This window comes from Paenibacillus sp. JT22N12 (assembly GCF_056269365.1).
In genome coordinates this window covers 1,141,797-1,168,289 of the sequence record NZ_JBWDNU010000002.1, presented here as the reverse complement: position 1 = coordinate 1,168,289, position 26,493 = coordinate 1,141,797, and the positions used below count along the sequence as shown (strand labels likewise).

31 protein-coding genes and 1 tRNA gene are annotated in these 26,493 nt (G+C 52.3%); all 32 read right to left on the bottom strand.

The features are described 5' to 3' along the window. Positions 1–4: 4 nt before the first annotated feature. Complete coding sequence (trpB, locus tag AC0YOA_RS10685; protein WP_475786524.1) at positions 5–1,201, bottom strand: tryptophan synthase subunit beta; 1,197 nt, start codon at positions 1,199–1,201, stop codon at positions 5–7. Continuing rightward, the gene (locus tag AC0YOA_RS10680; protein WP_475786523.1) at positions 1,198–1,935 is read right to left on the bottom strand and encodes a phosphoribosylanthranilate isomerase; all 738 of its coding nucleotides are present in this window, start codon (positions 1,933–1,935) and stop codon (positions 1,198–1,200) included. Before AC0YOA_RS10680 ends, trpB begins: the two co-directional genes overlap by 4 nt. Continuing rightward, positions 1,935–2,729, bottom strand: a complete 795-nt coding sequence (gene trpC, locus AC0YOA_RS10675; RefSeq protein WP_475786522.1) for an indole-3-glycerol phosphate synthase TrpC — start codon at positions 2,727–2,729, stop codon at positions 1,935–1,937. Before trpC ends, AC0YOA_RS10680 begins: the two co-directional genes overlap by 1 nt. Continuing rightward, positions 2,716–3,765: an anthranilate phosphoribosyltransferase gene (trpD, locus tag AC0YOA_RS10670; protein ID WP_475786521.1), complete on the bottom strand. Its 1,050-nt coding sequence runs from the start codon at positions 3,763–3,765 to the stop codon at positions 2,716–2,718. Before trpD ends, trpC begins: the two co-directional genes overlap by 14 nt. A gap of 7 nt (positions 3,766–3,772) precedes the next feature. Further along, positions 3,773–5,323, bottom strand: a complete 1,551-nt coding sequence (trpE, locus tag AC0YOA_RS10665; protein ID WP_210041401.1) for an anthranilate synthase component I — start codon at positions 5,321–5,323, stop codon at positions 3,773–3,775. Positions 5,324–5,681: 358 nt separating this feature from the next. After that, entirely contained in the window at positions 5,682–6,050 is a 369-nt protein-coding gene (aroH, locus tag AC0YOA_RS10660; protein WP_210041403.1) for a chorismate mutase, read from the bottom strand. Beyond that, positions 6,047–7,150 (bottom strand): 3-dehydroquinate synthase, encoded by a 1,104-nt coding sequence (aroB, locus tag AC0YOA_RS10655; protein WP_475786649.1) that lies wholly within the window; start codon positions 7,148–7,150, stop codon positions 6,047–6,049. Before aroB ends, aroH begins: the two co-directional genes overlap by 4 nt. An 8-nt stretch (positions 7,151–7,158) precedes the next feature. Then, positions 7,159–8,328: a chorismate synthase gene (gene aroC / locus AC0YOA_RS10650; RefSeq protein ID WP_475786520.1), complete on the bottom strand. Its 1,170-nt coding sequence runs from the start codon at positions 8,326–8,328 to the stop codon at positions 7,159–7,161. A 194-nt stretch (positions 8,329–8,522) separates the two neighbouring features. After that, positions 8,523–8,690: a hypothetical protein gene (locus AC0YOA_RS10645; RefSeq protein WP_210041407.1), complete on the bottom strand. Its 168-nt coding sequence runs from the start codon at positions 8,688–8,690 to the stop codon at positions 8,523–8,525. Between the two features lie 69 nt (positions 8,691–8,759). Next, on the bottom strand, positions 8,760–9,542 hold the full coding sequence (locus tag AC0YOA_RS10640) for a CheR family methyltransferase (RefSeq protein WP_475786519.1): 783 nt from the start codon (positions 9,540–9,542) through the stop codon (positions 8,760–8,762). Between the two features lie 31 nt (positions 9,543–9,573). Beyond that, positions 9,574–10,017: a nucleoside-diphosphate kinase gene (gene ndk, locus AC0YOA_RS10635; protein ID WP_210042265.1), complete on the bottom strand. Its 444-nt coding sequence runs from the start codon at positions 10,015–10,017 to the stop codon at positions 9,574–9,576. Between the two features lie 22 nt (positions 10,018–10,039). Next, complete coding sequence (locus tag AC0YOA_RS10630; protein ID WP_475786518.1) at positions 10,040–11,011, bottom strand: polyprenyl synthetase family protein; 972 nt, start codon at positions 11,009–11,011, stop codon at positions 10,040–10,042. Then, entirely contained in the window at positions 11,008–11,868 is an 861-nt protein-coding gene (locus AC0YOA_RS10625) for a menaquinone biosynthesis protein (protein WP_475786517.1), read from the bottom strand. Before AC0YOA_RS10625 ends, AC0YOA_RS10630 begins: the two co-directional genes overlap by 4 nt. A 1-nt stretch (position 11,869) precedes the next feature. Then, positions 11,870–12,493, bottom strand: a complete 624-nt coding sequence (locus tag AC0YOA_RS10620; RefSeq protein ID WP_475786516.1) for a UbiX family flavin prenyltransferase — start codon at positions 12,491–12,493, stop codon at positions 11,870–11,872. Then, on the bottom strand, positions 12,487–13,362 hold the full coding sequence (locus tag AC0YOA_RS10615) for a UbiA-like polyprenyltransferase (protein WP_210041434.1): 876 nt from the start codon (positions 13,360–13,362) through the stop codon (positions 12,487–12,489). The genes AC0YOA_RS10620 and AC0YOA_RS10615 overlap by 7 nt, the downstream gene beginning before the upstream one ends. After that, entirely contained in the window at positions 13,359–14,078 is a 720-nt protein-coding gene (locus AC0YOA_RS10610; protein ID WP_210041436.1) for a demethylmenaquinone methyltransferase, read from the bottom strand. The genes AC0YOA_RS10615 and AC0YOA_RS10610 overlap by 4 nt, the downstream gene beginning before the upstream one ends. Before the next feature lie 9 nt (positions 14,079–14,087). Further along, the gene (locus AC0YOA_RS10605; protein ID WP_475786515.1) at positions 14,088–14,957 is read right to left on the bottom strand and encodes a heptaprenyl diphosphate synthase component 1; all 870 of its coding nucleotides are present in this window, start codon (positions 14,955–14,957) and stop codon (positions 14,088–14,090) included. 135 nt (positions 14,958–15,092) lie between these two features. Beyond that, positions 15,093–15,650: a hypothetical protein gene (locus AC0YOA_RS10600; protein WP_475786514.1), complete on the bottom strand. Its 558-nt coding sequence runs from the start codon at positions 15,648–15,650 to the stop codon at positions 15,093–15,095. 81 nt (positions 15,651–15,731) lie between these two features. Then, positions 15,732–15,953, bottom strand: a complete 222-nt coding sequence (mtrB, locus tag AC0YOA_RS10595; protein ID WP_210041449.1) for a trp RNA-binding attenuation protein MtrB — start codon at positions 15,951–15,953, stop codon at positions 15,732–15,734. A gap of 82 nt (positions 15,954–16,035) precedes the next feature. Beyond that, a tRNA-Pro gene (locus AC0YOA_RS10590) sits at positions 16,036–16,112 on the bottom strand. A gap of 168 nt (positions 16,113–16,280) precedes the next feature. Further along, positions 16,281–16,556 carry an HU family DNA-binding protein gene (locus AC0YOA_RS10585; protein WP_210041451.1) on the bottom strand — a complete coding sequence of 92 codons (276 nt, stop codon included), beginning with the start codon at positions 16,554–16,556 and terminating at the stop codon, positions 16,281–16,283. 267 nt (positions 16,557–16,823) lie between these two features. Beyond that, a complete protein-coding gene (locus AC0YOA_RS10580) occupies positions 16,824–17,810 on the bottom strand; it encodes an ABC transporter permease (RefSeq protein ID WP_475786513.1) in 987 nt (328 codons plus the stop codon). Continuing rightward, positions 17,807–19,336 carry a sugar ABC transporter ATP-binding protein gene (locus AC0YOA_RS10575; protein ID WP_475786512.1) on the bottom strand — a complete coding sequence of 510 codons (1,530 nt, stop codon included), beginning with the start codon at positions 19,334–19,336 and terminating at the stop codon, positions 17,807–17,809. Before AC0YOA_RS10575 ends, AC0YOA_RS10580 begins: the two co-directional genes overlap by 4 nt. A 48-nt stretch (positions 19,337–19,384) precedes the next feature. Beyond that, the gene (locus AC0YOA_RS10570) at positions 19,385–20,551 is read right to left on the bottom strand and encodes a sugar ABC transporter substrate-binding protein (RefSeq protein WP_475786511.1); all 1,167 of its coding nucleotides are present in this window, start codon (positions 20,549–20,551) and stop codon (positions 19,385–19,387) included. A 168-nt stretch (positions 20,552–20,719) separates the two neighbouring features. After that, a complete protein-coding gene (spoIVA, locus tag AC0YOA_RS10565; RefSeq protein WP_475767907.1) occupies positions 20,720–22,198 on the bottom strand; it encodes a stage IV sporulation protein A in 1,479 nt (492 codons plus the stop codon). 352 nt (positions 22,199–22,550) lie between these two features. Continuing rightward, positions 22,551–23,279 (bottom strand): hypothetical protein, encoded by a 729-nt coding sequence (locus tag AC0YOA_RS10560; RefSeq protein ID WP_475786510.1) that lies wholly within the window; start codon positions 23,277–23,279, stop codon positions 22,551–22,553. A 59-nt stretch (positions 23,280–23,338) separates the two neighbouring features. Further along, the gene (locus AC0YOA_RS10555) at positions 23,339–23,683 is read right to left on the bottom strand and encodes a 2Fe-2S iron-sulfur cluster-binding protein (protein ID WP_475786509.1); all 345 of its coding nucleotides are present in this window, start codon (positions 23,681–23,683) and stop codon (positions 23,339–23,341) included. Next, the gene (locus AC0YOA_RS10550; RefSeq protein WP_475786508.1) at positions 23,680–24,279 is read right to left on the bottom strand and encodes a nucleotidyltransferase family protein; all 600 of its coding nucleotides are present in this window, start codon (positions 24,277–24,279) and stop codon (positions 23,680–23,682) included. The genes AC0YOA_RS10555 and AC0YOA_RS10550 overlap by 4 nt, the downstream gene beginning before the upstream one ends. 20 nt (positions 24,280–24,299) lie before the next feature. Continuing rightward, the gene (locus AC0YOA_RS10545) at positions 24,300–24,596 is read right to left on the bottom strand and encodes a 2Fe-2S iron-sulfur cluster-binding protein (RefSeq protein ID WP_210041483.1); all 297 of its coding nucleotides are present in this window, start codon (positions 24,594–24,596) and stop codon (positions 24,300–24,302) included. Between the two features lie 49 nt (positions 24,597–24,645). Beyond that, complete coding sequence (locus AC0YOA_RS10540) at positions 24,646–24,825, bottom strand: DUF2768 family protein (RefSeq protein ID WP_210041485.1); 180 nt, start codon at positions 24,823–24,825, stop codon at positions 24,646–24,648. 185 nt (positions 24,826–25,010) lie between these two features. Continuing rightward, on the bottom strand, positions 25,011–25,292 hold the full coding sequence (locus AC0YOA_RS10535) for a stage VI sporulation protein F (RefSeq protein ID WP_210041494.1): 282 nt from the start codon (positions 25,290–25,292) through the stop codon (positions 25,011–25,013). A gap of 161 nt (positions 25,293–25,453) precedes the next feature. Continuing rightward, positions 25,454–26,491 (bottom strand): NAD(P)H-dependent glycerol-3-phosphate dehydrogenase, encoded by a 1,038-nt coding sequence (locus AC0YOA_RS10530; RefSeq protein WP_210041496.1) that lies wholly within the window; start codon positions 26,489–26,491, stop codon positions 25,454–25,456. Positions 26,492–26,493 lie beyond the last annotated feature (2 nt).

Sequence of the window (26,493 nt, the reverse complement as noted above, 5' to 3'; positions counted from 1 at the left end):
CTGCTCATCCCTGCTCGCCTCCCAGATAGCCCATGATGGCCTGAACGTCCTTGTCGCCACGCCCCGAAAGGTTGACGACGATCATTTGATCCGGGCTCAGCCTGGGAGCCAGCTTCGTGACTTCGGCGATGGCATGGGCCGATTCAAGCGCCGGGATAATACCTTCAGTGCGGCACAGCAGCTGCAGCGCATCCAGCGCTTCTGCATCCGTAATCGGCACATATTGGGCGCGTCCGGTATCTTTGAGATGGGCATGCTCCGGTCCGATACCGGGATAGTCCAAGCCTGCGGAGATGGAATGCGCCGGCTGTACCTGTCCATATTCATCCTGCAGCACGTAGCTGAGCGATCCCTGGAATACCCCATGCCTGCCTTTCGTCATGGTAGCCGCATGCTCCTCAGTGTCCACGCCTTTGCCTGCGGCTTCGACGCCGATTAGCCTGACCGATTCATCGCCAATGAACGGATAGAACATCCCGATCGCGTTGCTGCCGCCGCCAACAGCTGCGACGATATAGTCGGGCAGCCGGCCGACTTCTTTTTGAATCTGCTCCCTGGTCTCATCGCCAATAATGCGCTGGAAGTCGCGTACGATCATGGGATACGGATGCGGACCTGTAACAGAACCCAAAATATAATAAGTGTCATCAACATGGCTGACCCAGTAACGCAGCGTCTCATTACAGGCGTCCTTAAGTGTGCGGGTGCCGGACATGACCGGAATAACCTCAGCGCCCAGCAGCTTCATCCGGAACACATTCAACTCCTGCCGCTTGGTGTCCTCTTCCCCCATGAATACCTTGCATTCCAGCCCCAGAAGAGCGGCCACCGTCGCCGATGCGACACCATGCTGGCCTGCTCCGGTCTCGGCGATAATCTTGGTCTTGCCCATTCGTTTGGCAAGCACGCCTTGTCCGATGGTGTTATTGATTTTATGCGCCCCTGTATGATTCAAATCCTCACGTTTCAAATAAATCCTGGCTCCGCCAAGATGTTTGGTCAGCCGCTCCGCATAAAATAACGATGTCGGACGGCCTGAATACTGGTTCAGCAAATACCGGACCTCCGCAATGAAATCCGGATCCTTGGAGTAATGTTTGTATGCTTCTTCCAATTCGAGAAGCGCGTTCATCAATGTTTCCGGCACGTAACGTCCGCCGAATTTGCCAAAACGCCCGTTTGCATCCGGGACCTGGTTCATACGCCTTTCACCCTTTCCACAAATAGCCTGATTTTCTCTATGTCTTTCATTCCATCCGTTTCCACTCCGCTTGACACATCTACGCCATCCGGCGAATACCGCTCAAGCAGTCCGGCGACATTATCCGGATTGAGTCCTCCCGCCACATAAAGCGGAACACCGATCCCCCGTGCCGCCTCACGATAGCGGTCTATCACCTGCCAGGCAAATGAACGGCCCGTACCGCCGCCTGCCGTGTCGATCAAGATAGCGTCAACAGCGCCCCGGTAAGCCGCCAAACGGTCAGGTCCGGAAAATTGACCGTCTGCAGCCTCACCATTGCCAACCTCCCCTGAAGGAGAATTCCCCGCCTGATCGTCTTCGGTCATGCTAAGCACCTTCCATACTTCTACACCCAGTTCCGTCTTGATTGCAGCACACAACTCCGGAGATTCTCCGCCATGGAGCTGGACAATGTCCAGCGGCGCAATGGCAAGCAGATCGCGGAGTGTCATCAGGTCGGCATTGACAAAGACTCCTGCTGTCCTGGGAGCTTTACCCGCAGGCGTGCGCAGCTGGCGCACCTCATCAATAAGTACGGCAGCCAGCTCCGGCGCAACCTGACGCCGGCTGCTGGCAAACACAAAACCGATTTCATCGACGGGTAGACGATTCATGAGTCGAATGGTTGCCGCATCGCGCAATCCGCAAATTTTCACCCGTGTACGTCTGGCCTGATTCTCTTCACCGTTCATTAACGATTCACCGGTCCCATAAGCTGCCCTACAGCAACGCCGACATCAGGCTGACGCATGAAATATTCGCCGACCAGAACGCCTTTGGCTCCTACAGTTTGCAGATAGGAAATATCCTGCGGGGATGATATGGCGCTTTCGCTGATAACGGTGACACCAGGAGGAACAAATCCAATAAGCTGCTCCGTCGTTTTCAAATCAGTGGCAAAGGTTTGCAGGTTGCGGTTGTTGATTCCGATCAGCGTCGCCTTGCCAAGTCCAAGCACCGACTCCATTTCTTCCTGATCGTGGACCTCAAAGAGGACATCAAGGCCAATCGACTTGGCCAGATCATGCAGCTCCGACAATAAGGTGGGACGCAAAATAGCGGCAATCAGCAGGATGGCATCCGCGCCAATGGCACGGGTCTCATACACCTGACGGTAATCAACGATGAAATCCTTGCGCAGCAGCGGCAGCTTCACAGCGGCTCTGACCTCCGTCAGAAACTCATTGCGTCCTTGAAAATAATCCGCATCCGTGAGTACAGAAATACAATCGGCCCCCGCTTCTTCGTAGGTCCGCGCCAATTCAACGGGATGAAAATCAGGCCGGATCACCCCTTTGGAGGGCGATGCCTTCTTCACCTCCGCAATCAGACCAAGGGAACGTTTGGTTCCTGCGGCGAGCGTGCGCTCGAACCCTTTGCAGGCAGGCAGCTCGGCAATGATGCGCTCATATTCATTTATTGAAAAATGCTCGGCCAGATCATCGACTTCTTTGCGTTTGGAAGCTACGATTTTATCCAGAAACATAGGCAAGCTCTCCTGTCATTTCAATTAATTGCTGCAGCTTGGCCGCTGCCTTGCCAGAGTCAATGATGCTCTTGGCCGCCTCAACACCCGTCCGCAGCGAATCCGCAGCACCGCCCATAAACATACAGGCTCCGGCATTGGCCAGCACAATATCACGATAGGCGCCGCGCTCTTCTCCGTTAAAGATCCTTCTGATGATCGACGCGTTAACATCCGCCTCGCCGCCGACGATTTCACTCAGCTCATGCCTTGGCAAACCAAGCTCCTCCGGCGTAATCGCATAGGTATGGACGACGCCACCCTCAAGCTCCGAAATTTGGGTGGGCGCGGAAATGCTGATTTCGTCCAGCCCGTCAAAGCTGCTGACAACCATGGCTCGTTTGAGCCCCAGCTCGCCCAATACCTGAGCTACAGTTGCTGTCCGCGCCATATCGTAAAGCCCTAGCAGCTGACGGTCGGCTCCGGCCGGATTGGTCAGAGGTCCCAGCATATTGAATATGGTGCGGAACCCAAGCTCCTTCCGCGCTGCTGCCGCATGCTTCAAAGAGGGATGGTACAGTTGGGCGAACATGAAGCATATCCCGATCTCCTCCAGGCATCTTGCCGCCTGGTCTGCGGACAGATTGATCTGAACGCCAAGGGCCTCCAGCACGTCCGCGCTGCCTGCTTTGCCAGACATCGCGCGGTTGCCGTGCTTGGCCACCCGAACGCCCGCAGCTGATGCGATCATCGCCGAGGCTGTGGAGATGTTGAATTTATGAATGCCGGAGCCGCCTGTTCCGCAGGTATCCAGCAGTCCCTCCTGCAGGGTTTCCACCCGGTTGGAGTGGGTACGCATGACCTCGGCGAAGCCGGTGATTTCTTCCTTGGTCTCGCCTTTCATCCGCAAAGCGGTGACGATTGCGCCAATCTGCGGTCCTGTAGCCTCACCCTTCATAATAATGCTCATAACCGATCTCGCATCTTCACGGGACAAATCATTACCGGCAATTACCGCCGCCAGCGCGCGCTGCATCGATATCGTTTCGGTTTCCATGCTCCGCTCACCCTTTCGCATTGGCGTAATAGTCCGTATTGATCATGTTGACGCCCCGCTCCGGAGCGGAGAATACCGCTTCGGCTGCGCGAACGGCCTTCAGCATCGCTTTAGCCTTGTTAATCGTCTCCACATATTCATTCTCCGGCACCGAATCCCATACAATTCCGGCCCCTGCCTGCACGTAGGCCTTGCCATTCTTGAAAATAAGCGTACGAATGGTTATACAGGTATTCAGACTGCCGCCAAAACCGAGATACCCGATGGCCCCGGCATAAGCGCCGCGCGCCTCGTTCTCCAGCTCTGCTATGATCTCCATAGCGCGCAGCTTCGGTGCGCCGGAAACAGTGCCGGCCGGCATACAGGAGACGAATGCATCGAAGAAATCTTTATCCGGGCGCAGCTTGCCCGATACGTTCGAAACAATATGCATCACATGGGAATAGCGTTCAATATCCATATAGGCATCGCAGTGGACGCTGCCGAATTGGGATACGCGGCCGATATCGTTGCGGCCTAGATCAACAAGCATCAGATGCTCGGCCCTCTCCTTCTCATCGGCAAGAAGCTCCTGCTCAAGCAGCAGATCCTCCTCTTCCGTCTTGCCCCGCGGACGCGTACCGGCGATGGGCCTGGTCTCCACCCGATCGCCGTCCACTTTGACAAGGGCTTCGGGGGAAGTGCCAACGATGACCTCATCATCCATTTTTAAATAGTACATGTAAGGAGACGGATTCATATTACGGAGTATTCTGTATACATGCAGCGGCTCGACATCCGTTTCGATGCTGAAGCGCTGGGACAACACCACCTGGAACACATCGCCTGCGCGGATATACTCCTTGGCCTGATCCACATTTGCGATGAATTGCTCCTTCGTCAGATTGGATTCAACTTCGCCCAGATCCGGATCAGCCGGTATGGTTCCTCCTGCCATCAATGGCGCAGGCAGTGGCTGCTGAATGCGTTCAATAGCGGCCTGAATCTTCGCCAGCGTCTCTTCATAAGCCTGGGCAATGACGCTGTCTGTCGCGGCATTCGGGATATGGACATTGCCAATAACCTGAATCTGCTGCTTGAAGTGATCAAAAACGATGACCTGGTCGCAGAACATAAACTGCAGGTCGTTCATATTCATGTCATCAATACGGTGAGGCGGCAGCTTCTCATAATACTGCAGCAAGTCATAACCGAAAAATCCGATCGCTCCGCCGGTGAACGGAGGCAGCTCTGCGATTGACGGACTTCTGAACGAACGCAAATGCGCCTTCAGCAGCTCGATCGGTTTATCGCGGAGAATCTGCTCCTCGCCTCTTTGCTCCACAACCATCTCGCCATTCTTGCCGCGGATGAGCATAAAGGGATCCGTGCCGATAAAGGAATATCGTGCCCACTTCACTCCGCCTTCTACACTTTCAAGCAGGAAAGCGCGGGGTTCCCGGTAAAAATGCTGAAACAGCCTGATCGGTGTCTCGGTGTCCGCCATAACATGGCGTACGATCGGGATCAAATTGTAGGTCCCGGCAAGTCGAATAACCTGCTGCAGCTCCTGATTCATGTCAATCTCTCCTCTTTTTATGAAAATAAAAAAACTCCCGCCGTAGCAGGAGTGTTCATGTCAGAAGATGGAACATGAGTGCTGGAACGCGAATTAGAGGGCGTCGTCTATTCATTACGGCCTTAAGCGGCACAGCAAATGAACGACTCATCCTGCTTGAAATCGTGTTGGTACCTCAACTACTCTCAGCTCTACTCATCTCATCTGACAACATAAACGCTGCCTTTGCTCAGCTCTGCTCTAACTATTGCATCATTCGTATTTCCACACTATACACCAGGGGCTATAAATCGTCAATATGAGTTGGGTTCAATTGTAAAGAACCGGGCCCTATCTGGTATTCTTGACTCTTTGCCGATTATTTATTAGTTAAATCCGGCCGGAGCGCCTGGGCGCCTCCATAATAGACATGCTCGATCTGTTTCTGCGTTTTGTCCGTATTGACCAAGACCATCAGCCTGATGCATTTTTCCAGACTTCCCTTGACCGGTACTTCAAGCGCGCACATCAGAGGAACAAGCTCCCAGCCGGCCATCTGACGGATGGCGCTCGCCGGGAAGGTTGCGTCAAGATCATGAGTGACGGTTATGAAAACATTGCATATATCATCCGGAACCAGCGCATTGGCATTCACAATACCCTTCAGCAGCTCCAGGGTTGCTGTTAAGATAGGTCCTTCTTCATTAACATCGACTGTAATGGCACCGCGTATTCCTCGAACACTCATGCTTGAACGGCCTCCTGTTTCAATTGCTCCACGATTTCTCTTACAAGAGCCGTGGAGACGGATTTGTTGATTTCCACATGACCAATTGCAGTCGGGACAATAAAGACCATCGTTCCTTCGAGAAATTTCTTGTCATGGCTCATCGCTTCCATGATCCGATCGGTATCCAGATGCTCCGGCAGACGAACAGGCAGTCCAACCCGCGCCAACACGCGCTTCGTAACCGTCAGCACCTGTTCTGGGGCACCCAGCTTGACTGCCAGACGGGCAGAGCCTACCATACCGATGGAAATCGCTTCGCCATGAAGCAGCTCGTTATAGCCCGCCACAGCTTCCAGCGCATGTCCGATCGTATGGCCCAGATTCAGAATCATGCGCAGATCGTTTTCCTTCTCGTCCCGGGAGACGACAGCCGCTTTCACACCGCATCCTTTGTAAAGGGCATAGCCCAGCGACTCAGGATCCAGAGCGAGCAGACGCTCCGCATGATCATCGCACCATTGAACAAATTCCGCGTCCCAGATCAAGCCGTGCTTGACGACTTCAGACAGACCCGCACTAACCTCGCGCGGAGGCAAGGTTTGCAGCGTATTTAAATCATAGAGGACAAGTTCTGGCTGATGAAATGCACCGATGATATTTTTGGCCAGCGGATGGTTGACCGCAACCTTCCCGCCGACGCTGCTGTCGTGTGCAAGTATCGTTGTTGGCACCTGTACAAATTTGACCCCTCTCATATAGGAGGCAGCCACGAAACCGGCAAGGTCCCCTACAACGCCGCCCCCAAGCGCAACAACCGTCGACTTCCGGTCAAGACCCGCCTGCAGTGCTTTGGTCATCAGCGACTCGAAAACAGAGAGTGACTTTGAACTTTCTCCTGGAGGAACAACGGCGGATGTAACCTGATAGCCGGCTTCTTGCAGAACCGCCGCAAGCTTGGCCAAATGCCGCTCCGCCACGTGTTCGTCAGTCACAATCAGCATTGGCGATTTCTTGCCGATTCCCTGCTTCGCAAACAGCTCTCCTGCCTGATCAAGCAGCCCTTCCCCGATATAGATCGGGTAGGATCGCTCTCCCAGTTCAACAGTGAGCTCACGCAACGCGCTCATTAGTAGCGCCCTACTTGAGCAAGATAGTTGTCATAATTGGCGCGAATCTCTTCCATCGAATCGCCTCCGAATTTTTCAAGGAATGCCTTGGCCACTTCCCAGGCGACAACATGCTCCATGACCACGCTGGCAGCCGGAACCGCACAGCTGTCCGAACGCTCCACCTGGGCTGTAAAAGGCTCCTTCGTATCGATATCAACACTTTGAAGAGGCTTGTAGAGCGTCGGAATAGGCTTCATAACGCCGCGCACTACTATCTGCTCGCCGCTGGTCATTCCGCCCTCGAAACCTCCCAGACGGTTGGATGCGCGGTGGTAGCCCCTCTCCTCCGAATACATGATTTCATCATGAACCTTAGAACCTTTCATCAGCCCCGCTTCAAAGCCGATCCCGATCTCGCAGCCCTTGAAAGCATTAATCGATACAACCGCCTGGGCAATCCGTCCGTCCAGCTTGCGGTCATATTGAACATAGCTGCCCAGTCCCACAGGGACCCCTTCGACGATGCACTCGACGATACCGCCGATCGAATCGCCTTCCAGCTTGATTTGATCAATGTAGGCTGTCATCTTCGCTTCCGTTTCCTTATCCACCACACGAACCGGCGATTCCTCTGTGAGTGCAATCAGCTCATCAACCGGCAAATTGTTGGCCGGGGCTTCAATTTCTCCGATCCGGATAACCTGGCCTGCAACCTTGATGCCGAAAGCAGCCAGAAACTGCCGCGCCACCGCTCCAACCGCTACACGTGCAGCCGTCTCGCGGGCGCTTGACCGCTCCAGCACATTGCGAAGATCCTTCAGATTGTATTTTAGTCCCCCGTTCAAATCGGCATGACCCGGGCGAGGACGATGAACTCTGCGCTTCTCCTCATCTCCCCCTTCGATGGGCTCGATGTTCATCACGCTTGTCCAATGCTTCCAGTCCTTGTTCTCCACGACAAGCGCAACCGGCGCTCCGGTTGTTTTGCCGTGGCGCACACCACCTACTATGTTCGCCGTATCCTTCTCGATCTGCATGCGGCGTCCGCGGCCATGGCCCTTCTGCCTGCGATGCAGCTGAAAATTCAATTCTTCAAAATCCAATTGCAGGTTGCTTGGCAGCCCTTCAATAATGGCCGTCAGCTGCGGACCATGGGTCTCTCCTGCTGTCAAATAACGTAAACTCACGTTAGTGCTCCTCCTTCAAACCGAACAACGAAAATCGTCACCAGGCTTCTCTTGTTTTACGCCCAAATATCTTTGCTCATTATAGTATAGCCTTGCCGGTTTGACAAGGAATTGGAGGCTCCTGCCCGAAATACAAAAAAGCCGTCTATCGCGCTTTTGACCAAGCGTGACAGACAGCTTCTCCAACCTTTTCCCTAACTGTTAACGGATTGCTTGTCCAGCCTGACTTTCGGATCCGCCGACAAGTAAGGATCAGTCATCAATCCTGAAAGCTGGGCCATATCAATGCCAAGAATCTGTGCGCACTCCTGGACATTGATAAATCCCCGTTTGTAAGCTGCTATGACTTTCCGTTTATCCATTATGAAACCTCCAACGCCGTTTGTTTCTAATTGTTAGTATTGGAGAAATTGGAAAACGATATACCCTGCTCACAGCTTGCGGCGGTAAAAGAATGTTTCCTCGGTTTCGAGATCATACTGCGAAGGATTGAAGATCTGTTCTGTGCTGCCGACAAACAGCAGTCCTCCGGGACGGAGCGCCTGCGAGAACTTGTGATAGAGCAGCTGCTTGGCTTCCTCGGTAAAATAGATCATAACATTGCGGCAAACGATAATATCAAAATGACGCTCGAAGGGATCATTCAGCAGGTTCTGTTGTTTGAATGTGATGGCTTTCTTCAACTGGTCAGTTATGCTATAATGATCCGTCCCCTGCCTGGTCATATATTTTTGCAGGTAGTTCTTCGGCACATCACGGACAGCCCGCTCATGATATACGCCCGCTGCCGCCTTATCCAGAACAATCTGGTCCAGATCGGTAGCCAGAATGGAGGACCTGTCCAGCGCTCCCAGTTCGGCCGTGATCATCGAGAGCGTATAAGGCTCCTCGCCGGTGGAGCAGGCAGCGCTCCACATCTTGATGCGCCCCCCGCCTTTGAGCATCTCCGGAATAAAGCGTTTCTCCATCGCTTCCCATCTGCCGGGATTCCGCCAGAACTCGGAAACATTGATGGTCATGCGATCAAGGAATTCATTCATCAGTTTAGCATCATGCTCGATTGCCTTCCAATAGGAGGCGAAGGAATCAAAGCCGTACTTCTGCCGCAGCGTTGTCAGCCGCCGCTTCATCTGCGCTTCCTTATACTGCGTCAGGTCGATATCTGTCTTGTCTTTTATTCGCTTTGAAAAAAGAACGAAATCCATGTCCTCCAACCGTCATACCTCCGCTGCCTGCCATGCTCCATTAAATCCAGTTCTGAATGGTCTGCTCATACTCAATCAGCTCATCTTGTCTGAAGAAGATGCCGATCTCCCGTTCAGCACTTTCCGGTGAATCCGATCCATGAATAAGATTGAAATTCGTATGTACGGCATAGTCGGAACGAATGGTTCCGGGAGCTGCTGCGATGGAATCCGTCTTGCCGATCAGCGCACGGGCAAGAGCGATGACATTATCCCCCTGCCAAACCATAGCAAATACAGGACTGGACGTAATAAAATCAACAAGCGGCGGATAAAACGGCTTGCCGATATGCTCTGCGTAATGACGCTCGGCAAGCTCCGGAGTAATGCTCATGAATTTTGCTGCGACGAGTTTCAGTCCCTTGCGCTCAAAACGGGAAACGATTTCTCCGATTAATCCCCGCTGAACGCCGTCTGGTTTGACCATCAAAAATGTCTTTTCCATCATAAATTCCTCCTCGCTGATGCTAATAATTCCGTTTGGCTACAAAATGCGCGATATCCGTCAGGTTTTTCTTTGCAGGTATATCCGGCAAATCGGCAAGAGCCTGGGTCGCTTTGTTGATATAGCGGGCTGCCAGTTCCTCAGATACCCGGATTCCTGCGCTCTTACGTATAATGTTCAACGCTTTTTTCGTATCCCCTGCTCCGTCGGACTCGCGAATTTTATTTAATTCGTGAAGCAGCTGCTCCCGCCCCTGTTCCTGCAGCGCAAGCAGAACAGGCAATGTGATATTTCCCTGTCTGATATCCGAACCGGGCGGCTTGCCAATCTGCTTCTCTGTTCCAAGCAGATCCAGAAGATCGTCCCCGATTTGAAATGCCATTCCCACATTATAGCCAAAGCGGTACAGCCTATTGGAGACCCACCATTCCGCTCCCGCTGCAATAGCGCCAAGCTGGCAGCTGGTGGCGATAAGCAGCGCCGTTTTGCGGCGTATCCGCAATAAGTAATCGCGGATCGACTGTTCCGTATTGAAGAAATCGCGAATCTGCTCCATTTCACCGATACACATCTGAACCATCGCATTGGACAAAATCTGATGGATAAGCGGATTTTTGAGCTCAGTCACAATAGTGAGCGCTTTACCAAAAATATAATCGCCCGTGTACATGGCGATCCGGTTATCCCATTTGCTTTTGACCGTCAGCTGTCCGCGGCGTGTGTCAGCATTGTCAATCACATCGTCATGAACAAGTGAAGACATGTGAATCAGTTCAAGCGAAACCGCGATTTTTTCCAGCGTTTCCAGCCGGTATTCACCGAATTTGCCGGATAGCAGCACGAATACGGGCCGGATGCGCTTGCCGCCGGCTTTCAGCAGATGGGTGGAGGTTTCGCTTAGAAGGGAGTGATCCGATGTGACGCTTTGCGCCAGCTTCCCTTCGAGAATATCAAGATCGGATTTCATTTTGGCATAGATATCAAGTAGTTTCATTCGTTCACCTGTAGGGCAGTATGATCTGCAAAAAACTCCATCCGGACATGATGGTCAAGCAGGCCAAGTGATCGGGCATATTCAAAATACAGCGACAGCCCCTTCTGCTCCTTCGTTCCAAAGTTATAGGTCAATTCCCGAAAATAGCGCTGCCAGTATTTCTCAGTTCCGCCCAACTGGGCCCTGGCTTTGCTGACTAAAGGCGCAGTATCCGCAAGGCTGCGGCGCTTGCTGTCCGTTAATGCCTGCAGCACCTGAGATACCGCCTTCGGATATGCTGCTGCCGCAGCCTTATGCACCGCGAACAAGGCAAAGGTCATGCCAAGGCCAGTCCAGCTGCGCCATAGTTCACCAAGATCAATGACTGTAAATCCCTCACTGCGCCATGATGCCTGAATCGCCGGGTCACCGATGAGAAGAGCGGCATCCGCACTGCCCAGCATCTCGTCAAGCGAAGGGTCCATGGTAATATAGTCCGGTGAAGCCTTGTAGTACAAGGACATCAGGATTTTGAGCAAATTGACCGAAGTCGCCGAAGTGGATGTCAGAGCGATCGTCCCCTTCAGCACTTTCTCCAGCGGCTCTTTTGTAATCAGCAGTATCGAATTGACCCGTCCTGCCGCGCTGACTGATAAATCAGGCAGCAGCAGAAAGCTGTCCGAATACTGCGCATAGGCGAAGGATGACATCGAGGTGATATCGATTTCTCCCCGCTGCATGGCCGTATTAAGCGCAGAGGGCACTCTCCTGTCGATAATAAAATGGGCAGCCGGCAGCTGCTCCTCGGCATAGTGAAAAATCGGCCAGACGTTCGTATAGTCAATGCGTCCGATGGTGATCGGGCGGTTCAGCCCCATGCTACTCATCTCCCCATCTTCTGTACAATTGATGTTCGATCGGCAGCTGGTCCAGTACTTTTCCCACGAGAAAGTTGACCATATCCGCGACCGTTTGCGGTCCGTTATAAAAGGCGGGCATCGCCGGAATTATTTTGACGCCAAGTCTGGCCAGGGTCAGCATATTCTCCAAATGTATCGCATGAAGCGGAGTTTCCCGCGGAACCAGCAGCAGCTTGCGCCCTTCTTTCATCATGACATCCGCCGCGCGCGACATTAAATTATTCGAGCTTCCATGCGCGATTGAAGCAAGTGTACCCATTGAGCAGGGCATCACGATCATTCCCTCGACCCGGTAAGATCCGCTGGCGATCGTGGCGCCTATATTGGCATTAGGATGAAAAACAAGCCTGCCCTCATCAAGCTCCGCTTTGAATTTGTCTTCGAGCGCCGCTTGCCTGCGGGTAGTGTCCCATCCCAATTCTTCCTTCAGAACACGCCAGCCGGATTCCGTGACAACCAGATGAACCTCCACATCAGATGCAAGCAGAACTTCAATCAGGCGTATGCCATATACAGAGCCGCTTGCTCCCGTGATTCCGACAACCCAACGCTTGCGCACCTCCGAGGTGCCTGCGCCTACCATTGGTGAAGCACCATCAGATCGATTAGTGTAAAACCGAATAATGTGATGCTGAGCGCCCCGTTCATTGTGAAGAACGCGGTTTGGACGCGGCTTAGATCGGCAGGCTTTACAATCAGATGCTCGTAGAACAGGATGCCCAGTGCGATGACCACCCCAAGCAAATAACCCCAGCTTAAGTTTGTCATCCAGAATAAGGTAAGGAAGCCCGCAGCCGTAATCAGGTGAAAGAGACGCGCAAGCCAGAGAGCGCCTGATAGACCAAAGCGCGCTGGAATGGAATGAACGCCTTCCTTGCGGTCGAAATCGAAATCCTGGCAGGCATAGATAATATCAAATCCCGCCAGCCAGAAGGTTACCGTTCCGAAGAGAATCCATGCCGGCCACGCGAACTCTCCCGTTACCGCCACCCAGGCGCCAAGAGGGGCGAGACCGATGGTCAGTCCAAGCACCAGATGACAAAGCCATGTGAAGCGTTTGGTGTATGAATAAAAGACCAGCATGAGAACCGCAATCGGCATCAGCTTGATGCATAAAGGATTGAGCTTGGCTGCTGCAAAAAACAAGACAATAAATGATATCGCGATAAACAGGATAACTTCTGAGGTTTTCAACAAACCTGCGGGTATGGCACGTTTCTCCGTACGCGGGTTCTTCTTGTCAATCACTCTGTCAATCACCCTGTTGAGTCCCATTGCGGCGCTTCTCGCGCCGACCATGGCAAGAAGCACCCAACCGATCTCACTCCACTGCGGAAGCCGGTTTTCCATAACGACTGCTCCAAGCAATGCGCCAATAAAAGCAAATGGCAGGGCAAACACCGTATGCTCCACCTTGATCATTTCCAAAAAAATTCTGAATTTGCGAATCATGCTTCCTCTGTTCCCTTCGTTCCGATATGCAGCGCGGCAATACCACCAGTCAGCGGGTACGCGCGAACGTCTCGAAGACCAATCTCCCGGTATACAGCCGCCAGCTGATTTTGGTCCGGGAAAGCCTTAAGCGATTCCGGAAGCCATTTGTATTGCTCATAACGCTTGGCAAAAAGTTTGCCCAGATTCGGTAAAATACGTTCGAAATAAAAATAATAAATCGACTTGAAAGGCTGCCATACAGGTTTGGACAGCTCGAGACAGACCACTTGGCCGCCCGGCTTGACGACGCGCTGCATTTCTTTGAGCACCTGCACAAGATCCGGCACGTTGCGAAGCCCGAATCCGATGGTTGCATAATCAAACCGGTTGTCCTCGAACGGCAGTTCCATAGCGTTTCCCTGCACAAGCGAGATCTGGTTGTCCAGACTCTCCCGGTCGACTTTCTGCTGACCGACATCAAGCATATTGCGGCTGAAATCCAGCCCGAACATCTTGCCTGTCCCGCTTGCGCGCGCGAGCGCAATCGTCCAGTCGCATGTGCCGCAGCACAAGTCGACGGCCGTTGCGCCCGGTTTGACGTTCATTTTGCGCATGGTGAAGGAGCGCCATGCCTTATGTCTGCGAAAACTGAGCAGATCGTTCATCAGATCGTATTTGGGAGCGATGCTCTCGAATACAGCATGAACATGCGTCTCTTTGGAATTGGATTGCATTATCTTTGATCACCTTCTCTCGCCGTGGACGGAAGCTGCAGGCATCAGCGGACGCCGGAATGATTCTCCGATCTGCAGCAGCTCGCGTACGAGCTTATCGGACTCAAGCCTGGAAGCGGCCGCTTGAACATGCGCCACGGCGTTTTTCAATTTATCAGCCAGTTGGCTGCGTATATCATACTTGGCAAGAAGAGCGTCGACAAAAAAACTGTCGGCGGTCTTGTCGGCAAGTCCCTGCTTCTCTTCTTCGCTTCCCTCATCCAGGACATGCCAATAGCCCCAGCTGCCGCCGAAACGCTCCGGCTTCTCGCTGCGGGCCAGTTCGTCCAGAATGACCTCGCATCGGCCGAAGCCCTGCAGAAGCACCAGCCAGTCACGAACCGCTTTATCATCCAGAATGTCCGTAAAAGCCTGGAACAATTCGGTTTTCAGCTGAATGCATTGGTTCAGATAATCCTCAGCCGTCACCCGAAGCTGCTTCATCTTCACGTACAAATTCATTTTCAGCTTATTGACTTCACAAACTCCTTCGCTGATGCGCCTGATCATATCCACCTGTCCGGCTTGTGCCAGCAGATGATAAAACCGGCTGCTGAAGTAGTCCCCTGCGAGCACCTTAAGCTGGCGCGAGCGCATCTCACGTTCAGGGACATGTCCGGAATCGGAATCAATCATATCGTGGGTATCCATACCAAGCTGTACAAGAGCGGCAACCAGCGAGTAAAGCTCACTGTGCAAAAGAGGCGTGCTTTGGTTGGCCAGAAAAGCGAAAAGCAGCCGAATCCGCGAATCAGGAAACTCCGGCAGCTCCGTGTGTGTCTGAATCATCTCATGATCCGTGTACTTCTTGGCTAGTTCAGGTATTCTGTATGGTTTCATAAGGTCAAGCCTCCGGACAGATCAGCGAAAACAGTGCTGTTCTATAATCTAAATTATTATATCATTTTGTCAAGCGTTGCGCTACAAGCTACCCCCTTGTGAATGGGTTATCCAAAAGAGGGGCATCTGATTCAGTCAGCTGTCCCCCAGACGGATAAGTCCTTCCTGAGATACCGACAAACGCAGCCTCTGTCTCCACTCCGGGCTTGACAGCAAATCCGTCTCTGCGAGGCCGGTCAGCTCGGTAGCCAGCCAATCATCTGTCTTCCTGACGTCGACGGCTGCCAATACCCGCGCGGCTGACCGTGCTGTATCCCCTCCAGAGGGGACCGGCTCGACAAAACGCACCAAAACACGGTTCACGTTATCCGTCCGCACAAAGGCCAGTTCCAGCAGCCTCTGCAGATCAGCCGCCCATTCCCTGTTTTCATTGCCCCGGCCATCCACGACCAAATCTATCGAGAGAGCAGCCTGGTTCCAGGCTACTTTCCTGATCGCAAGCGACAGCTGCAGACCGATCATGGAATCGACCAGATTTCCGCTGGTCAATTGCTTGATGGGCGTCAATCGAAAAACGGCTATATCTCCGCTGCGCTGCGGCATGTCCTGCCGGAAATGAGGAAGTGCGGTTAAAAGAACGGTTATTGCCAGTGTTACTGCTGATGCAAGGATAAGCCTCTTCCATACGGACATGCTTACAACGCCTCCGCAACCAGAATGGTCTTCTCCTTACATTGTACAAACTAAAAAAGCAGGCTATGCCTGCTTTTACAATTAGTCTTCGGTGTCGACGGTTCCGTACTTTGTCAGAACAGTGGCTTTTCCGCGGATTTTGATCGCTGACGTATGATCGGTAAACTGGCAGATGAGCACTTCACCCTTGTCCAGCTTCTCGGTGTGATGAAATTTTGTATCCTGTCCGCGTGTGAGTCCGATTACTTGCACGCCCTGGGCTTTCGCTTTTACGACGATGTAATCCCCATGCAAATCACTCATAGAACCGTCCTCCTTGAATTTAAAAAACCGCCTCCCGAACGAAAGCGCTCAAGGGCAGCAGTTTATGGTTTGTCTTATAAAATGGTCGGGTGTACCGGATTTGAACTGGCGACCTCTACCACCCCAAGGTAGCGCTCTACCAAGCTGAGCTAACACCCGCCATGAATCGGGTCAGTACAAGCATCTTTCAGACACTTTCAAGACTGCACCCGTCAACCGCAAAGCCCAGTTTACTGGAATTAGAAGGGATTGTCAATAGGGATTTCTCCCGAAAAACGCCCGAATGCTAACAAGCATCCGGGCGCCATCAGCGGCAGTGCCGCGCTATTATTTGGAGACTAGGTCTTTAAGCGATTTACCTGCTTTAAAGCTCGGGATTTTGCTGGCCGGGATATCAATCTCCTGACCTGTTTGCGGGTTGCGGCCTTTACGGGCTTCGCGGCTTTTCACCTCGAAGTTTCCGAATCCGACAAGCTGTACTTTATCTCCGCCTTGCAGCGAATCCGAGATGGCATCAAATACAGCGTCAACCGCTTTGGATGCATCCTTCTTGGAAAGCTCAGTCAACTCGGCTACCTTGGCAATCAGTTCCGTTTTGTTCAATTCTTTCACCTCCCCTTAAGTGCAGTTCATAAGCACATCAATATCATTCTGTTTTACCGAAACCTGAGAAATTATACCTGCAGGCTGTAGTAAAGATGAATTTGCTGTCCTTTTCGTAAGATAAGAGCCAGCTTGCCGCACACTTGAAATCAAAATTTGGATAAGTGTGCAACTCCTGCATACTGTACGACGAACAGATTTATAGTAATACAGCGTCTATATAATTTCAAGGGGGAGGGTGGTTTTCCCATGGAAACCATGGGTTTTTTATGTTTTTTTGCGGTTTAAGTGCACAAATGTAACAGCCAGAGCGAGCACAAGCACACAACCTTTCACAATATCATTGGTATAATATTGCAGGTTCATCATGGTCATCCCGTTGAGCAGCACTCCGATCAGCACCGATCCAATGAACGTTCCGATCACATTCGGGCGTCCCGCGCCGAGCACGGAATAACCGACAAAAACCGCCGCCACCGCTTCCATCAAGACGGAGGAACCCGCGTCGATTTGGCCTGTTCCGACCCTGGCCGAGAACAGAATGCCGCCAACAGCCGCGAACAAGCCCGAAGCGACATAAGCCGCGGTGCGGATCCGTTTGACCCGAACGCCTGACAGCCTTGCGGCTTCTTCATTGCCGCCGGTCATTTGCATTTGACGTCCCCATCGCGTATAAGTGAAGAACACATGCACGCCTGCTACGGCGATCACCATGAGGATGACCGGAATCGGGATTCCCAGCCATTTGCCCTGTCCCAGCCACAGGAAATCCTCCCGAAATACGCCGGGAGCCGTCGTTCCATCGGTCATCTGCATATTGTTGTAAATGGAGTAGCCCTTGGTGAACGTTTTATGAACGCCCGCCACAATATACATGATAGCCAGTGTCGCGAGCAGATCCGGAATCCGGATTCTGACGATCAGCAGGGCATTGATCAGCCCTACCACAACACCGATAAGCAAAGGAAATACAATGACCACGATCAACGGCTGCTCATACCAAACCATCAGGGCTGCGGAGACAACCGTCGTAAGCGACACCGTGGAGCCTACCGAAAGGTCAAAGCCGTCCACAGTCAGCGAGAACGTGACGCCGATTGCAACGAAAGTAACGATCGAGATGGAACGTAAAATATCCGTTATGTTGCTGTAGGTAAAAAAGTGCTCATTCCAAAAAGAAAAAAACAGGATGACGATACCTATAACCATTATAGAGCCGTATTTAAAAATAAAATCCATCGGTTTGCTGATCATGCTGTACCTTCTCCTCCCCCGCTGGCATAATAGAGCAATTGCTCTTGGGTCGTTTCTCCCCGCCCAAAGGAAGCTACAATCCGTCCATCATACATAACCAGAATACGATCGGCAATACCCAGCGCCTCTGAGAACTCGCATGTTAAATAAACAATTCCCCTGCCCTGCTGCGCCAATTCCCCTATGATGCGGAAAATATCGCTTTTGGCGCCAATATCGACGCCTTTTGTCGGTTCATCAAACAAAAACACGTCTACCCCAGCATTCAGCCATTTGCCGATTGCCACCTTTTGCTGATTGCCCCCGCTTAAATACATCGTTTTCTGGGCGGGAGACGGCGTCTTGATGCCCAAACGGCTGATCACCGATGAAGCATTGCCCTGTTCTCCTGAGCCGGAGAGAAACCCGAAACGCGAGAGCAGCTTCAGAATCGGCAGACTGAGATTGCGCTGCACCGACTCAGAGACAAGAATCCCCTGACTCCGCCGCTCTTCGGGTACCAGTGCGATACCACCGCTAATGGCCGTGGCCGGCTGGGAGAGATTCATCCTGGTTCCATTGACGCGGACTTCGCCGGAATCGACGGCATCTGCGCCAAACAGAAGCCGGGAAAGCTCCGTCTTGCCTGCGCCGACAAGTCCGACAATCGCAACGATTTCCCCCTTCTTCACCGAGAAGCTGACATCTTGCACAGTACGTGATGCTGTCATACGTGATGCTGTCAAGCCTTTCACTTCGAGCACAACTGGCCCGATTTCTGCCTCCGCTTTGGGGAATTCCTGCTCGAAGCTTCGCCCGAGCATTGCCTGAATGACGCCGTCCATATCGGTTTCCTGCTTGTCCTCCGTAAGTACGCGCTCGCCGTCACGCATGACAGTAATCCGGCCGCACATCTCGAACACTTCCGGCAGACGGTGGGTAATGAAAATACAACCGATACCGTCGTCCCTCAGTTGCCTCATAACACGGAACAACCGCTCAGCCTCTTCAAGGCTGAGCGGTGCGGTCGGTTCGTCGAAAATGACAAACTTTGCTTGTTCGGTGAGCAGACGTGCGACAAGGACAAGCTGTTTCTCGGCAAGGGTCAGCTCACTGACCCGTTTGCGGACCGGTATAGGAGAGTCGAGGCGCCGCAGAACGGCCTCCGCCTCCTGGTGGAAGGCTTTCCAGCCAAGAAAGTGGCGGCTTCCCGGCGAAGAAATGCGGTCAAGCATAATATTCTCCGTGACGGTCAGATGCGGAACCAGTGCCGTATCGACCTCCTGGTAAACGCAATGGATGCCGCTTGCTTTGGCATCCCCTGGCGTCCGGACCTGGATCGTCTTGCCGTCAATTTCGATAGAGCCGGAATCCGATGTATAAGCACCTGAAAGAATTTTCATCAAGGTGCTTTTACCCGCTCCGTTCGCGCCCAGCAGAGCATGAATTTCACCTGACCGGACTTCAAAATCAACCTCTTTGAGCGCATGCACACCGGCAAAGGATTTGCCGATGCCGCGCATAATCAAACTGCTGCCGTACCCCATGCTGCACTTCCTTGTCTGCTCATTCGCCTGCGTCATGCAAACGGGCTATTATTTTGCAGCTGAAGCTTCAAGCTCCTTCAACGTATCGGTATAACCTTGATCGTTGCTGCCCCAACCTTCAACATATTGGCTAAGCTGCGATGTACTTACTTTCTCCGGGAGAGCGGGCAAATCCTCACGTTTGACCATGGAAGGAGTGAGGACAACTGTCTCATCCGTTTGATCTCCGTTGAATTTTTGATACAAATAACGGACTTGAACGCTGCCGATCGAGATCGGATCTACGGCTGCGGAAGCGACCCAGGGACTGGCCGTATCTTGAATCATTTGAAGATCCTCATCGCTCATATCGATACCGTATACTTTAATTTCTGTACGTCCAGCCTGCTGGATTGCGCGCGAAGCGCCTTTGGCAAACTCATCCCATGCTGCCCATACCGCTGTTATATCGCCTTTGTTCGGAAATTTCTTCAGAACGGCTTCCATTTGCGATTGTGCATCCATGGCTGGATTGTTGGCATTACCGAAAGCGGAGATTTGCTTGATGTCCGGATTGCTTTCCATAAACGCCTTATAAGCGACTTCACGGCGTTCCATAGGGGCAAAGCCGGCTACCCACACTTTAACGATGCTGCCTTTACCGCCAATATCCTCGGACATTTTGTTCAATGTCATTTCCGACATTTTCTGGTCATCCTGCTGAAGGACCGTTACGCCCGGAATTTTGATATCCGCGTCGAAAACGACGACTTGAATGTTCTGCTCAAGAGCCTTTTTGATGCCGGCTTCAAGCGCACCGGCTTGTCCATGATCGATCAAAATCCCGTCGAAGCCTTGGTTGACGGCCGCATCCAGGTTGGAGGACATTTTGGCAAGATCATTATCCGATGCGAACACCTGCACCTCGCCGCCGAATTTGGCTGCTTGATCCTTGACGCCCTGAATATATTGCGACGAGAACGTTCCTGTATTAAACTGCATTATAAGGGCAATTTTTTTGCCTTTGAGTGCATCCAGGTCTTTGGAATCATTTGTTGTGCCGGCTTCATTGACTTGGTTAGCCTCGCCAGTCTGGTTCGTTGCATTGTCCCCGGTCTGGTTCGCTGCATTGCTGCCGCTATTTGTACTCTCGTTTGTTTTGTTGCCGCAAGCGCTCAGCACGACCATCAGAGCAACCGCCAGCAGCATAATAGTTACTTTTCCCCATTGTTTCATCTTCTCTTTCTCCTCCTGCTAACTCTTTCTATTTTTCATAATGATTATAATATCATGCTTTCCTACTATGTCAATCGGAATTAATAACCTATATGTAGAGATTATCCTTATATCTGTAAAAACGAGAAAAGAGACACGCCTGAGCGTGCCTCCAGCCTTGATTTTGGACTATAAAATGATGGCAATCAATCCGCCTGAGCCCTCGTTGATAATACGTCCGAGCGTCTCCTGGAGCTTGTAGCGGGCATTATCCGGCATCATCGCGATTTTGCCCTGAATGCCCTCGCGCACGATGGAGTGCAGCGAGCGGCCAAATATGTCGGATTCCCAAATCTTTATCGGGTCATTCTCAAAGTCCTGCATCAAATACCGGACCAGCTCTTCACTTTGCTTCTCCGTACCGATGATCGGCGCGAATTCAGATTCCACATCGACACGGATCATATGAATGGATGGCGCCGTCGCTTTCAGCCGGACGCCGAATCTTGAGCCTTGACGGATCAGCTCCGGCTCGTCGAGTGCCATTTCCGCCAGAGATGGGGCTGCTATGCCGTAGCCGGTTGTTTTCACCATCTCCAGCGCTTCGGCGAACCGGTCATATTCGCGCTTCGCGTGGGCGAATTCCTGCATCAGCTGCAGCAGATGGTCCTTCCCGCGAATTTCCACGCCCACAACTTCCATCAGGATTTGATCATACAATTCATCCGGCGCATAGAGGTCAATTTCCGCTACCCCTTGGCCCATATTCATGCCGCTCAGGCCCGCTCTCGCAATAAATTCATAATCCATGAACTGCGAAACGACGCGGTCCACATCACGCAAACGGCGGATATCCTTAACCGTATCGCGAACGGAATTCTCATAGTTGCTGCGCAGCCAGTGCTGATCGTTCAGCACCATGACCCAGCTTGGAAGATTGACATTGACTTCATGCACCGGGAACTCATAGAGCACTTCGCGGAGCACCGACATGACATCTTCCTCGCCCATCGTGGCTACACTGAGCGTCATCACCGGAATATCATATTTGGCCTGCAGCTCGCTCCGAAGCTGAATAGCTTCGTCACTGCGCGGACGTGTGGAGTTCACAATGAGGACGAAGGGCTTGCCTACCTCCTTCAACTCCTCAATAACGCGCTCTTCCGCTTCAACATAGGAGCTGCGGGGAATTTCGGCAATCGTACCGTCAGTCGTCACGACGACTCCAAGGGTGGAATGCTCCTGGATAACTTTTCGTGTGCCAATTTCCGCTGCTTCCTGGAAAGGAATCGGCTCGTCGAACCAAGGCGTCGTGATCATCCGCGGACCGTTCTCGTCCTCGTAGCCTTTTGCCCCGTTTACGGCGTAGCCTACACAATCCACCAGACGGATGTTGACATCAAGCCCTTCTGCCACACGAAGCTGAACGGCTTGATTAGGCACGAATTTTGGTTCCGTTGTCATGATTGTCTTGCCCGCTGCGCTCTGCGGCAGCTCATCAATTGCTCTTACCCGATCGGCGTCGTTCGTGATGTTAGGCAGAACAACCGTCTCCATGAACCGCTTGATGAAGGTTGATTTGCCTGTGCGGACCGCACCGACGACGCCGAGGTAAATATCCCCGCCGGTTCGTTCGGCTATGTCCTTGAAAATGTCCACTTTCTCCACTGAATATCCCCTCCCAATCGAATTTCGCCTGTACATGGACGTACCGTTACTGCCGCGTATCCTCCTGCTGTGTAGCCGCCTGTGTCCGCCGCCTCTCGCCGTCTTTTCGGAGCAGGCCAGCGACGCAACTCGTACATGATTTTGGACTAGTAATAGCTTATTGCGCGTTCGTCCCAATTATGACGACTTGCTGATGAAATCTTTCGATTTGCTTCCTTGGCATCTTCGCCTCTGGTCCTTCCAATGAATGAGGTATATGAGAGAAAGAACGCTGCTATGCCTTGAACATAAAAAAATCCCCCCTGCGCCTGCCCGGGGCACAAGGGGGACATGTATTCTCGTGTACAGCCGTTCACTTGAGGACCGCTTGCGGTTCCCCATTAATGAGATGATACACCGGAGACTTGACCGGCACGAAATCCGCATTGTTGACCAGCAGCCCGCGCAGGTCCTGCGCTGGTGCGATGCTCTTGCCTCCAGCCTTCTCAATGGCCTGCATGATATCGCTTCCGTAATCAATGTACACATTTCCTTTGGCATCCATCAGCGTGTATAATGTCTGGCCTGTGAACATGCTGCGGATTACAGGCTCTTTCACAGCAAGCTTCTTATAATCAATGCGGACAAAACCCGGATAGGCCTCATCTGACGACGGGAGCTCGCCATTATGTCCACTCCTATAAGTTTTAACCGCTGCCTGGACATCATTGACTTGTTGATAGATTACCAGATTCATGAGCTTCACCGTCGGATCGGTCTCCTCGTTAATGATAAGGTAGTAATAGCTTCCTCCCTTCTCATAAGCGGTCTCCGGAATGCTCGTTAAGTAATTCATTCTTTGCAGCTTCGCAAAATCAATCAAATATTTTTCATAAATCGGCGTATCTTGATCACTATTTTGAATCGGGAGCAGTCCCGTATCTTTCTGATATTGGTCTATTACCGTCTGCACATTCAGGATGGCATCCTTGGCCGGCTGCTTAGCCAGCTGGTCATCCGGGTACAGACAGCCAGGCAACATAATAATCATCGCCAGCAAAGTAATCATGGCAGCTGCGCTTCTTGTTCCTTGTCTAATCATAGTGCCTCCTGAGATTAATAGCTTGCTGCCGTAACCGGTCTCAAGCATGAATCCTGCGTCTACCAGAGCTTATCTTCCTCCGCCTGACGCATTAACTGTTTCCTGACCGCTGCGCGAAGCGGATCTTCGGGTACTTCTACAACCGATTTACCGATAATTTTAGCCTGACAGGCGAGCCTTGTGCCCTCGGCTTCAAGTCCCCCGAGCTTATACCGTTCATTATTCTGCATGGGAGACAGACCGCTTCCGTTTTGCGCTACGACTTTGCACATCAGGCAGGAGGCTTTCCCGTCGCATCTCGTACGTACCGGGATACCGAAGCGGCGGGCGGCGTCCAGCACCGTTGTCCCTGCCCGAACCGATACGGTACGTTCCGAAGGAAGAAACGTGATGTCTACATTCATAGCGGCCCCTCGTTTCTGGAGATTCCAATAAGATCGTGTATGGCGCCAATTGATGATCCGCTTAGTTGATTTGCCGCCTCAATGGCTTCAAAAGCTTCCAGGTGAATTACGGGCTCAGCGCGCACCGCACCGGCGATGAGTGCCACCCGGTCCAAACGCTCACGCAGCAGATTGAACCATATCTCATGCGCCAAGGGAACAATGCCGATGGCGGTACCTTTGACAGATAGGGAAAGCTGCCGGGGTGCAAGTACTTGTGTGACCTGCACGGCATAACGGTCCTCACGTGATGTAATGACAAAACCACCGACCAGCTCGACCGGAACCCCTTCGATGAGATAATGGCTGAGCACCGAACGGTAGATTCCGCTAACGCTTACCTGCTGCTGATCCGTAGCGTAGCTCTGCAGCGACTCATGCAGCCGCATCGCATCGCTTTCGTCCGCATAAATATCCAGATCGCGCGGAGGGTTGTCGAGCTTGATGCCCCTGAGCAGCAGGCCGGCGCTTCCTCCAGTCAGCCACGTGGCATTGGCGGAAAGGCCCGCTTCCGCGATGATGGACAATACAGACAGCAGATTACTCTCGTTCAGCAACAAAAAGCACTTCCTTCAAATTAAAAATAAGTCCGGTTCTCCGCTTTGATAGCAGCATCTGCCGATTTTACTACCGCCTGACAGCCAAGCCGGTAGCCCTCATCGAATTCCTGGGGCTCCAAGCGGTCCCATTCTTCATCTGTGACATCTTCAAGGAATTCTCCGCCTTCTATAACGAGGCATCTGCATCGCGCACAAGTGCCGCGCGTACAGGAGAATCCCCAATCCAGATTGTGCTTCAGCGCGATATCCAGCAAGGACAGTCCCGCCTCAGCCTCTACGCGAATTGATTTCGTCAACCCTTTTAGTTCTAACATATGCAAACCCTACTTCCTTTCGACATTGCAAACTGTACCCCTCGGCTCTTTATGTAATCGAAATTAATCCGAGAAATCCGCCAATCACCAAGAGCAAAAAAGCAAAAGAGGAAACCAGCATCTTAAACACGCCCTTGGTCTTGTACCTTGCCAGAGTGATCAGAACGGCAGCTATTGCCATAAGCCCGATCCCCACAAAAGAAACCCACATTTTCATCATCGGATCCATATTGCCTTGTCGCCACCTTGTCCACCAAATAGTCGCTTCATTATACCATTAGTGTACTTTGCTCTGCTACTTTCAGGTTTAATTAGCAGGTTGCAAACAACGGAACCCAAAAAAATAAGGATCTCGGCGCTGGGCGGCTCGCTGCGGTAGCCTCGCCGCCTGCGCCGTGCGCTTCAATCCTCATTTTACTTCTTAAGCATCATTTTCATCAGCATTTCCATGCTTGACGTGTTCATTCCGCTCTTCTTAACGGCACCGATAATATCGTTGACCGTTTTATCCGTGACCGGCACCTTTGCCATAGCCGATACGGACTTGATAAGCTTGCGCAGCTCATCTTCATCCTGCAAAGTGTTGGCTGTTACATTGCTGGCCAGCTTTTTAACTGCATTCTCCGTTATCGGTTTACCGGTCTTTTTGTTGACCGCATTAAGAACGTCTTTGGAAAGATTGTTTTTATCGCTCAATTTTTCCCCTCCTACAAGAGTTTGCGAAGTAAACTCACCTCGTAAGCACAGGCTTAGTTTACGAAGTAAACCCGTCTCGCAAGCGTATGCCCAGTTTACGAAACGTAAGCTTACTTCGAAAGCAAAAGCTTGCTTTCCTCGTATCATATGAGGGGAAAGGATTATTGGTGTAGGCCCCAGGAGCCCGCTCCTTCTTCCATTTCATGTGTGCGGCCCCGGCCCATCAAATCCTCGACAGCGCTGCGCGGCGGTTTATTCGCAAACAAAACCTGATACAGCTGCTCCGTAATCGGCATGACCACATCGAATCTGGCAGCGAGCTCACGCGCTGCGCTGGTTGTGCGGACGCCCTCAACCACCATTCCCATACGCTGCAGTACGTCATCCAGTGCAAGTCCGCCGGCAAGCATGGAACCTGCACGCCAATTGCGGCTGTGCTTGCTTGTACAGGTGACAACCAAATCACCGATGCCGGCAAGACCGGCAAAGGTTAAAGGGTTCGCCCCCATTGCCGTGCCCAGACGGCTGATCTCGGCCAATCCTCTGGTGATGAGCGCAGCCTTGGCATTATCGCCAAAGCCCAGTCCGTCCGTCAATCCCGCCCCAAGGGCGATGATATTCTTGATTGCACCCGCTACCTCAACACCCACAACATCGGGATTGGTATATACCCGAAAATAGGGGGTGATAAAAGCATCCTGAGCCCGTTCTGCCGATTCCTGGCATGCTGATGCCACTACAACCGTCGTCGGTTGTTTGTTCACGACCTCTTCTGCATGGCTGGGTCCTGAGAGCACAACAAGCTGTTTCGGATCACCTGACAGCTCCTCGGCAAGAATTGAAGTCATCCGGTTATAGGTGACGGATTCAAAGCCCTTGGTTGCATGAACACAAAGCGTCCCCTCAGCGATAAAAGGAGCGGCCTGTCTGGCCACTTCCCGCATGGCGGAGGAAGGCGCGGCAAATAGAACAAGCTCAGCCCCTGTGACCGCTTGTTCTATATCCGTTGTGGCTCCTATCCTGTCAGAGAGTACAGTGTCGGGTAAAAATTTATGGTTGCGATGCTCTTCATTGATTTCCGTGACTTGCTCGGAATTGCGGGCCCACATGATGACATTGTAGTCATTGTCAGCAAGAACGGCTGCCAGTGCGGTCCCCCAGCTTCCGGCAACAAGGACGGCTGCTTTCCGGTTTGTCATAT

What these genes read in the sequence shown, in the direction of transcription:
- trpB (WP_475786524.1), bottom strand. Translation starts at nt 1,201, where the DNA reads ATGAACCAGGTCCCGGATGCAAACGGGCGTTTTGGCAAATTCGGCGGA.
- AC0YOA_RS10680 (WP_475786523.1), bottom strand. Translation starts at nt 1,935, where the DNA reads ATGAACGGTGAAGAGAATCAGGCCAGACGTACACGGGTGAAAATTTGC.
- trpC (WP_475786522.1), bottom strand. Translation starts at nt 2,729, where the DNA reads ATGTTTCTGGATAAAATCGTAGCTTCCAAACGCAAAGAAGTCGATGAT.
- trpD (WP_475786521.1), bottom strand. Translation starts at nt 3,765, where the DNA reads ATGGAAACCGAAACGATATCGATGCAGCGCGCGCTGGCGGCGGTAATT.
- trpE (WP_210041401.1), bottom strand. Translation starts at nt 5,323, where the DNA reads ATGAATCAGGAGCTGCAGCAGGTTATTCGACTTGCCGGGACCTACAAT.
- aroH (WP_210041403.1), bottom strand. Translation starts at nt 6,050, where the DNA reads ATGAGTGTTCGAGGAATACGCGGTGCCATTACAGTCGATGTTAATGAA.
- AC0YOA_RS10645 (WP_210041407.1), bottom strand. Translation starts at nt 8,690, where the DNA reads ATGGATAAACGGAAAGTCATAGCAGCTTACAAACGGGGATTTATCAAT.
- ndk (WP_210042265.1), bottom strand. Translation starts at nt 10,017, where the DNA reads ATGGAAAAGACATTTTTGATGGTCAAACCAGACGGCGTTCAGCGGGGA.
- AC0YOA_RS10630 (WP_475786518.1), bottom strand. Translation starts at nt 11,011, where the DNA reads ATGAAACTACTTGATATCTATGCCAAAATGAAATCCGATCTTGATATT.
- AC0YOA_RS10625 (WP_475786517.1), bottom strand. Translation starts at nt 11,868, where the DNA reads ATGGGGCTGAACCGCCCGATCACCATCGGACGCATTGACTATACGAAC.
- AC0YOA_RS10620 (WP_475786516.1), bottom strand. Translation starts at nt 12,493, where the DNA reads ATGGTAGGCGCAGGCACCTCGGAGGTGCGCAAGCGTTGGGTTGTCGGA.
- AC0YOA_RS10615 (WP_210041434.1), bottom strand. Translation starts at nt 13,362, where the DNA reads ATGATTCGCAAATTCAGAATTTTTTTGGAAATGATCAAGGTGGAGCAT.
- AC0YOA_RS10610 (WP_210041436.1), bottom strand. Translation starts at nt 14,078, where the DNA reads ATGCAATCCAATTCCAAAGAGACGCATGTTCATGCTGTATTCGAGAGC.
- AC0YOA_RS10605 (WP_475786515.1), bottom strand. Translation starts at nt 14,957, where the DNA reads ATGAAACCATACAGAATACCTGAACTAGCCAAGAAGTACACGGATCAT.
- AC0YOA_RS10600 (WP_475786514.1), bottom strand. Translation starts at nt 15,650, where the DNA reads ATGTCCGTATGGAAGAGGCTTATCCTTGCATCAGCAGTAACACTGGCA.
- mtrB (WP_210041449.1), bottom strand. Translation starts at nt 15,953, where the DNA reads ATGAGTGATTTGCATGGGGATTACATCGTCGTAAAAGCGAAAGCCCAG.
- AC0YOA_RS10580 (WP_475786513.1), bottom strand. Translation starts at nt 17,810, where the DNA reads ATGATCAGCAAACCGATGGATTTTATTTTTAAATACGGCTCTATAATG.
- AC0YOA_RS10575 (WP_475786512.1), bottom strand. Translation starts at nt 19,336, where the DNA reads ATGGGGTACGGCAGCAGTTTGATTATGCGCGGCATCGGCAAATCCTTT.
- AC0YOA_RS10570 (WP_475786511.1), bottom strand. Translation starts at nt 20,551, where the DNA reads ATGAAACAATGGGGAAAAGTAACTATTATGCTGCTGGCGGTTGCTCTG.
- AC0YOA_RS10560 (WP_475786510.1), bottom strand. Translation starts at nt 23,279, where the DNA reads ATGATTAGACAAGGAACAAGAAGCGCAGCTGCCATGATTACTTTGCTG.
- AC0YOA_RS10555 (WP_475786509.1), bottom strand. Translation starts at nt 23,683, where the DNA reads ATGAATGTAGACATCACGTTTCTTCCTTCGGAACGTACCGTATCGGTT.
- AC0YOA_RS10545 (WP_210041483.1), bottom strand. Translation starts at nt 24,596, where the DNA reads ATGTTAGAACTAAAAGGGTTGACGAAATCAATTCGCGTAGAGGCTGAG.
- AC0YOA_RS10540 (WP_210041485.1), bottom strand. Translation starts at nt 24,825, where the DNA reads ATGGATCCGATGATGAAAATGTGGGTTTCTTTTGTGGGGATCGGGCTT.
- AC0YOA_RS10530 (WP_210041496.1), bottom strand. Translation starts at nt 26,491, where the DNA reads ATGACAAACCGGAAAGCAGCCGTCCTTGTTGCCGGAAGCTGGGGGACC.